This window comes from Actinoplanes sp. NPDC051633 (genome assembly GCF_040681735.1).
In the GTDB taxonomy this organism is placed as follows: Bacteria; Actinomycetota; Actinomycetes; order Mycobacteriales; family Micromonosporaceae; genus Actinoplanes.
In genome coordinates this window covers 1-6,300 of the sequence record NZ_JBFAZH010000391.1, presented here as the reverse complement: position 1 = coordinate 6,300, position 6,300 = coordinate 1, and the positions used below count along the sequence as shown (strand labels likewise).

Annotated in this window: 4 protein-coding genes; 2 read left to right on the top strand and 2 right to left on the bottom strand. The window is 68.7% G+C overall.

Going from position 1 to position 6,300, the window contains the following annotated elements; all coding sequences use genetic code 11:
• Both AB0M20_RS21540 and AB0M20_RS21535 read left to right on the top strand, forming a co-directional pair.
• A partial coding sequence (locus AB0M20_RS21540; protein WP_364300706.1) for a hypothetical protein occupies positions 1 to 256 on the top strand: 256 nt, incomplete at its 5' end.
• Between the two features lie 425 nt (positions 257 to 681).
• Positions 682 to 1,422 carry a zinc ribbon domain-containing protein gene (locus AB0M20_RS21535; protein ID WP_364300704.1) on the top strand — a complete coding sequence of 247 codons (741 nt, stop codon included), beginning with the start codon at positions 682 to 684 and terminating at the stop codon, positions 1,420 to 1,422.
• Between the two features lie 661 nt (positions 1,423 to 2,083).
• On the opposite strand, the gene AB0M20_RS21530 is transcribed toward AB0M20_RS21535, so the two are convergent.
• Positions 2,084 to 2,455 carry a hypothetical protein gene (locus AB0M20_RS21530; protein ID WP_364300702.1) on the bottom strand — a complete coding sequence of 124 codons (372 nt, stop codon included), beginning with the start codon at positions 2,453 to 2,455 and terminating at the stop codon, positions 2,084 to 2,086.
• Positions 2,456 to 2,482: 27 nt separating this feature from the next.
• Positions 2,483 to 6,265 (bottom strand): hypothetical protein, encoded by a 3,783-nt coding sequence (locus tag AB0M20_RS21525; RefSeq protein WP_364300700.1) that lies wholly within the window; start codon positions 6,263 to 6,265, stop codon positions 2,483 to 2,485.
• Positions 6,266 to 6,300: the final 35 nt, after the last annotated feature.

The window sequence follows — 6,300 nt, the reverse complement described above, 5'->3', positions numbered from 1 at the left end:
CCTGCGGCTGCTCCAGCTGGCCGACGCCGCAGTCGAGGCGATCGCGGCGTCCCAGGACCGGGGTGAGGACATACGGGCGGCCGTGCTCAGGATCGTCGGCCAGGTCTTCGGCTCCGGGACCGGCGGGGACCAGCTCGCCCTCGGCCCGGACGCATCCGCGAGCACGGACGAGCGCATCACGTCATTGGTGAGAGATCCGCGGACCCTCGACCGGATCGTGGCCGAGATCGCCGGCATCCTCGAGGGCCGCGCCTGAGGTTTCCACCGCACGACGCCGCTCGTCGACCGCCCGGGTCAGGTCCAGCCGCGCCGTTCCCCGCTGCGCGGCCACCGTCCACGCATCCCGGAGCTCCGAGACCATCAGATCCCGCAGTTCCGCGCGTTGCTCCGGGGACATGTTCATGAGCTGGTCCGGACGGCCGCCTTGATGATCACGACGTCATTGTCCATGACGACTGCCGTATCTGCGTACGTCACCTGTCAAAACCACGACTATCGCCTCCGGCTCGGCTTCCTACAGACTCTGACGGACCGCGAGCCGTCCGTCAGAAGTCGATGGAGGTGTGTGCCGGTGGCGATGGGTGACTGGGTGTGGATCCCGGATCAGTGTGACTCCACGACGACCTCCTTCCGACGCCTGCCCGGGGATTTGACCACCGGAGCGCGCGATGGACGCGCCTGGTGTTTTGCGGGGTCTGCCAGCGCCGGATGCAGGGCCAGCACTCAAACGGCCTGGCTTACTACAGATGCCGCTACCCCCAGGAGTACGCCCTGGCCAACAACGTCGACCATCCCCGCAACGTCATCCTGCGCGAGGACAACCTCGTCGGACCGCTCGACACCTGGCTCGCCCAGGAGTTCAGTCCACTGCAACGCCGCCACACCATTGCCAAGCTGGTCAACCAGGCAGCCACCGAGGCTCCCGTCGCCGCCGAGGCTTCAGACGGCCCGACGGTCGCGCAATGCGACGCCAAGCTCGTCCGGTACCGCGCAGCACTCGACGCAGGTGCGGACCCAGCAGTAGTGACCGCTTGGATAGCCGAAACACAATCCGACCGGGAACGCGCCCAAGAACACATACGGACTAAGGCTCAGGAGCAGGACGTCGCCCGCACGAGCGATCTAACGGAAGACGAAGTCGTGGCAATTGTCGAGCAACTCGGCGACATGATTACCGTGCTCCGCGATGCCGAACCTGAACACAAACTCGACGTCTACCGCAACCTCGGCCTACTGCTCACCTACACCCCAGGCACAAAACGGTGCGGGCGGAAATCGATCTTGCCCAGCACCGTTGGCCATTGGTTGGTGTCCGAGGGGGGAGTTGAGTCCCCGCCGATAGCGCCCGCGCACAGCGCGAGTGTTCATACATCTATTTTACTTGGTCAACGACACATTGCGCCACCGCGCCGGCCCTTCTGAAGCCAGGTCCATTTTGGATCGCGATGAGATCTCGAGCCAGGGACGGTGCAGTTCACGGGTCGACCCTGGACGCTCTGCCGGAGAGTCGAAGAGCGACAGCAGCGAACGGCCCACCATCGTGACCGGGAGCTCGCATCCTGGCTCAGGAGCGACTCGTGACAGTGCTTGCGTCTGACGACACGTCGCCGTCGGACTTGGCCGACCACATTGTGGAACGTCTGCCGCTCAGCCAGGACCGAGGCGTCACGTATGCTCCGCCAGGTTGCGCATCGAACCCCGGCCTGACGGGTTGCCGCTCGCCGCAGTCTTCAGCACGGTGATCCACGGCTGTTCGCTACGGAGGGACTCCGCCGGCTCCTCACGGGAAGGCGCCGACGACGCGGCCGGCTCGAGATGCGCATGGTCAGGCGACGCGTCTCAGCCCTTCATGGCGGACGCGACCAGCTCGTTCCGGCTCGACGCCTGACGGCCGGTTTCGGTCGCTGTTGCTCGGGAACATCGCCTTAAGACCGTATCGGCATCGACGTCTCCACCGCCCCGGCGCGCTCCGTTGCCCCGTCCCCTTCGGCCCCGTCTGGCTCTCGCAGCGATCACTCCGGTCCGCATCGGAGCGCCGATCAGCACACCATCGGAGGACGCATGCGCACCCTGTCTAGCAAGGTCAGGGCTTGTCCGTCGCGTCATGACCCGTGTTGGCGCGACCGCCGTGTTCCGCCTTTGCATCACCGGTGTCGCTCACGAACGATGCTGCAGGACCGAGCGAGCCGGTGTTGGCGACGCTCCCGTCACCAACCGCGGTCGCGTTGCCGGTCTTCCTGGCAACCACGGCGGCGGCTGTGCCCCGGCCTTGGCGGAAGGCCAGCCAACCGATGACCAAACCTGCCACACTGACAGCCACCGAGACGAAGACGCCGACCAATGACACCCACTTCTCGGCACGGTCCAGGCTTTCGCCGGTGAGCATGACGATGACACCGGCCAGACCCGCGAGGGTCGTGGCTACAGCGATGACCACTTTGAGCCTTCGTGTCACGCGTCCCATCATGGCGACCAACTCCAATCAGCGCTGGGCAGCCGCGGTTTCCAGTACCTCGGCGGCGATGGTGGTGACCACGTCGGGCTGCAAGCGGGCGCAGCTCTTGAGGGCCTGTTCCCAGCGCCCTTGACGCAGTGCGGCACCGGTGAGGGCCAGCGCCTCCGCCGGTTCGCTGTGCTCGGCTATCGACAGCAGCGCGGAGGCTCGCCTGGAGGGTTCGACGATCATGTTCGCGATGGCTTCGGCGCGGTCGTGGGCACCGGCTACCGCCAGCATTTCCGCGGATGAGATCAGCAGGCCACTGCGCCATGACGAGTCGGTGGTGTCGTCGATGAGGACGACCGCGTCCTCGATCAAGCGCTGGGCGTCGCTGTGCCGGCCCTGCTCGCTGTGGGCCTTGGCCAGGCCGATCAACGCCTGGCCGCGGGTGTGCGGCTCGGGCACCCGTCGGGCCACCGTTTCCGCTAGAACGAGAGCCCCGGCTTCGGCGAGTTCCGTGGCCAGGTCGGGCATGGCGAGGCTTCCCCACAAGTCGTCCGGGCTGTTCTCAGCGTTGCGGAGGGCATGATCGAGGGCGGCAATGGTCCAGTCGTGGTCGCCGGCTGTCGTCGCAGCGGCGGCGATCTTGGTGATGGCCGACGTCCGAAAATAGGACGAGGAAATGGACTCCGCCCGCTTCTGCGCCTCGGCGATCAACACCCGCGCCTCATCGATATCGCCGGCCTCGGCCGCCGCCCGGCCGATCGCGGCCAACGCTTCGGTCCGCCAACAAGGGTCCGCTATCGACGCGGCGAGACGCTGAGCCTGTGCCCGCCGGCCCGTCCGAGCGACGGACCTCACAACATCGGTCATGGCGCGCTCGTAGGACTGCGGATCGATGACGGCACGCTGCTCGGGCGGCTTGGTGAAGAGCCGAACAAGCGTCTCGGCATGACCCGCCAGCGTCTCGGCGGTGATCCGGTCCGGAGACCGCACACTCACTGCGATAACAGCATCGGCCCGCACGTACTCGTCCTCGATCCTGGCCGCGAGATCGGCGGCCCTGGCCGGTTCACCGGCATGGGCGAGAACCTCGGCGACGCCGGCAAGCGCATCATCGCGCGCCTCCGGCGGCAGCGCGTCGGCTGACCGGCACGCTTCGTCGATGTACGCGGACCATGAGGTGTCACCGGCGGCAACCGCAACATCGCCGAGGCGGCGCCAGGCCTCCGTGCGGGATTCGTCGTCGACGATGACGCGAGCCGCCTGGGCAGCCGCCCCGACGGCCGCCAGCGCGGCTGTCTGGTCGCCGGAAGCGTGATGCGCCCAGGCCATGGCGGCCAGCAATCGTGCTCGCATGTCGGGGATGGACACCGTCTCGGCGGACTCGGCCGCCTGCCGGAGCAGCGCCCTCGCGCGATCGCCCATCTGGTGCTTGGCGCACATCTCGGCGAGCTCGGTAAGGGCCCACGCTCGGGTGTAGTCGTCCGGCAGGCCGGACACGTCGGTCTGGACCCGCTCAGCCAGGGCGGCTGCCTGATCGGCGTCGCCGGCATCGGCGGCGAGTCCGGCCAGGTCCGTCCATGCACCCAGGCGATCCGTCAGGTCGCCGAGCTCGCCGGCCGACCTCTGTGCGAGGGCGATCAGTTCTGTCGCCAGGGGCCGTTCCCCAGCCGTGGCGACATCGGCGGCGACATCGGCGATCGTGGTCCATCGAGATTTCGGCTCTGCGATCTCGTTCGCCCTCGACGCCGCGTCGCCGAACAGCCGGCGTTTCCTTACCGGCTCGTCGATTGTGCGCGCCAGGAGCAGCAGCAGCCAGACCTGCTTGCGGCGGTCATCGATGGCGGGCATGAGCGACTCGGCAGCGTCGGCCAGGCGATGCGTACCGTCGCGGTCCCCCTGCTCTCCGGCATGCACGACGGAGACGGTCACCAGCACCGCCCGCATCAGCGGGTCACGGACTGCGGGAAGCAGGTCGTCGGCGAGCTCGCCCAGCGTCGCGGCGCTGTCCCGGTCGTCGTGCTCGCGCATCGTTCCAGCGAGGCTCAGCAGGCAGTACGCCTGCAGCGCCGGGTTGGCGAGGCCGTGGGCGGCCGTCGTCGCCCGGGCCATGTCGGCGGCAGCAATCACATCGATCAGATCGGCCAGCAACTGCGCGTCCGCGAGGGGGTCCGGCGGCACCTCGTAGGACTGGGTCGCGACCACTCGGCGCACGAGTCGTTCGGCCCAGTCGACGTCGCCGATGCCGGCGATTGCCGTCGCCAGCCGAACCCATGTCTCCTCCACACTCCAGTGGCTCTGATCTTGGACGGCTGCGGCTGCGGCCTCGGCCTGCTTGCCGTAGGACCGGGCAGCGTCGGTCTTTCCCATGGTTGCCGCCAGCTCCGTCACGGCGGAAAGGACGGAAGCCTGGTCTTCCGGGGCGTTCAGCGCCACCTCGGCGGCTGCTCGCTCGGCAAACGACCAGGCCTTGTCGGGCCGATCGGGGATCGACCGCGCGAGACTCAGGAGCGCGCCAGGCGGGTCGGACCGGTCCGCTGCCCGGGAGAACACCGCCAGCGCGCCGGAATAGTCACCCGCTGCCGTCAAGCTGCGGGCAACGTCGGCCACGTCCGAGGGCCAAAGCCGCTCGCCGGACCCCGCCGCCTGCACGACCAGGCGGACCGCCGTGGCAAGATCGCCCGTGGCCGCGACCGCGGCGGCAAGGTTCATGGCGAGGCGGGGCGATGTGTCGCGAGTCTCGGTGAATCGCATCTGTTGCTCCGCGAGTGTGGCGAGCCGCCGCGCGCGGGCCGGGTCGCTCACAGTCGCCGCCTCGGCTATCACGGTCAGCGCCTCGGCTCGTCGTGGTCCATCGGAAATGGGTTCGGCCAGCCGCTCGGCCTCATCAAGACGGCCCGCGGACGACGCGACGCGTATGACCGCGATGCGCGCCCAGGCGCGGGATTCGTCTGGGGCCACGGTGTCTGCCAGACGTCCCGCCCAGGCGTAGTCGCCGGCGGCGGCGATGGCCTTCGCCAGGTCGATCTGGTCCTGCGTCCGCAGCTCCGGAATGGTGAGGTAGCGGATCAGCGGCTCCGCTCGACCGGCCACGACGGCAGCGCGAGCCGCGTCGCCGATCGCGACATGACCCTTGGCGACCTCGGTCAGGGCGGGCACCAGTTCGTACGGATCTGACATCCCGGCGCTCTTGGCCTCGGCCTCCTCCACCAGAATCCGCGCCCGCTCGGCCGCACCGGCTCTGGCCGCCTGGTCGGCGAGCGCAGTCAGGAGCTCGACCTCGTAGCCTGCGCCGCCCAACAGCCGGCACATGGCGCGGGCACGCTCGTGATCGCCCGCGTGGTCCATAGCCTTCGCGATCGCGATGACTACCCCCTCTTGTCGATCAAGGGTGCCGGCTATCGCCTCGGCCTCGTCGGCCATGACGGCCGCCCGGTCACGGTCGCCGCACTCGGCCGCGACCTCAATCAATACGGCGAGACCAGCCGCCTGCGACGGCCTTCCGGGCATCGCCCGGACCGAGGCCGCGGCCCGGTCGAGGTCACCCAACCTGGCAACGGCCTCGGCCAGTCGAATCGGCAGCCACTCCGGGCCGAACACGAATCCGTCGCGCCACCGGTTCAACGCCTCGATCCGCTCCATCAGGTCTGCCGCGGCCTCCCGGTCTCCCATCTCGACGACCACGTTGAGGAGACCGACCAGGGCCCATGCCTGACCCTGTCCGCGCGGCATGGCGCGGGCCAGCGCATCGGCTCGGTCGTAGTTGCCGAGGCGGGCCCAAACCGCAGGCAGCCTGATCGGCATCTTCGCGTTGCGCGCCAGCAACGCCTCCCGGTGTATCGCCAGCCGGATCAGCGGAA